This window comes from Mycobacterium sp. E3247 (assembly GCF_001667785.1).
GTDB lineage: Bacteria > Actinomycetota > Actinomycetes > Mycobacteriales > Mycobacteriaceae > Mycobacterium.
In genome coordinates, this window is sequence record NZ_LZJG01000533.1 from 1 (window position 1) to 1,704 (window position 1,704).

Annotated in this window: 1 protein-coding gene; it reads right to left on the minus strand. The window is 66.0% G+C overall.

What is annotated here, in order from left to right; genetic code table 11:
- Positions 1-358 precede the first annotated feature (358 nt).
- The gene (locus A9X04_RS27175) at positions 359-1,573 is read right to left on the minus strand and encodes an IS110 family transposase (protein ID WP_067927635.1); all 1,215 of its coding nucleotides are present in this window, start codon (positions 1,571-1,573) and stop codon (positions 359-361) included.
- Positions 1,574-1,704: the final 131 nt, after the last annotated feature.

The window sequence follows — 1,704 nt, forward strand, 5'->3', positions numbered from 1 at the left end:
CTAACTGGCTGTAGGTCGTGTCAAGGCTTGGGGTGGGCGTAGCAGTTCGGCATCCGGGTCCGGGTGCGATGGATGGTGCTGTGGTGTCGGCGGCTTGCTGGGATAGGGCAGGTGCCGGGCGCCCACGTTGACTTATGCGACCTCGAGGCTGGGGTCATCTGGCGTCGTTCGGGCTGTCGTTGAGGCGAGGGGTCGGGTGCCAAGTTAGACGCGGCGTAACCCAGATGGGTCCGTCATAACCGAAGCGGCATCTGATCCGGCCCCTCGTCCCGTCCATTCAGCGTGGCACCGCCGACGAGGGTTGTGAAGGGTGGCAGTCTGAGCGCTCCTTTCGGCGAGAAGTCGTTCGGGGTGATATTCAGCTCCAGCGGGTGGGGTCGTAGGTGGCGTGGTCACGGACCAAGGCGTGGGCGATGCGGGTGGCGCGATGAGCCAGCGCGCAGGCGATCACGCCACCGCGCTTGCCACGGTCCTTGAGGCCGCGGGCGTAGGCCTTGGCCGCCGGTTCGGTCAACCACAACCCGACGCCCAGATCGATCAATGCTCGGCGCAGCGCCACACTGCCTTCGCGGCTGATCGATCCGTCGCGGCGCTTATGCGCGGACTCGTACTGCATCGGCGACAGTCCCGATGCGCGGTAGACCTGCCGGGGCCCTGGCCACCGTGCTGGATCACCAAGGGCAGCAGCATAATTGGCCACACGGACCACACCCCATCCCGGAACCGACGTCAGGGTCTTGAACGGGCTCAGCGGCAACAGCCTGGCCAGTTCGGCTTCGGCTTGCTCGATGCGCGAATCCAGGTCGGTCAACAGGCAGACGTCAGTGGCCAGCACGCGGCGAGCCACCACCGCGTCACGGGTTGGCAAGGCGTCGCGGGCAGCGGTGATCAAGCGCTCGGCGACCGGACGTCGCAGCTGAACGTCGCGGGCGGCGGCGAAACGGATCAACCTGTTCATTCCCAGCGTCGCCAACCGCGCCGGATCGGTGAACTCTGCGACGACCAGCCGCCCGATCTTGGTGCCCAGCACATCCGGCAGCGCCACCGTCAACCCGGGAAACGCCCGATCGAGCTGACCGAGCAGCTGATTCTTGGTCGCCGTCCGGGTGGCGACCCGCCGTGACCGGTGCTGTGCCCACGCCGTGACCTCACCGATGAGCGCCTCACGCTCGGTGACCGCGCGGCCACGACCGGCCAGCACCAACTCGGTGATCGCCTCCAAGTCGATCCCGTCGGTCTTCACCCGCCGCCGGCCCATCACCCGGCGCTGCTCGGCGACATGGGCGGGATTGAGTTCCAACACCTCCCAGCCCGACGGCCATCGGTAATCCACCACCGGCCGGTGGTAGTGGCCAGCCGCTTCAACCCCCACCTTGATCTTCGAACACGACGACGCGAGCGCCGACACGCGCTGTGTCGCAGCACCCAGACCCGAGCGGGTCATGGCGAACTCCACCGGCCCCATCAGCGGCCGACGAGCATCATCCGTAACCGACACCATCGCCGAGGTCTTGCCGACATCGACGGCAACGACGATCGTGGACACCGTGGCTGGAGCACTCAGCACAGACACAACAACACCTCCGGGGTGTGTCAGAAGAACCAAAGCGCGCCAACGCTCAAGTTCTCGTAAGGAATCTTGACAATCCCTTCCTGACACCCCCGGAGGCGTTTGTGAAGGACTACCTCAACTCATATCAACCG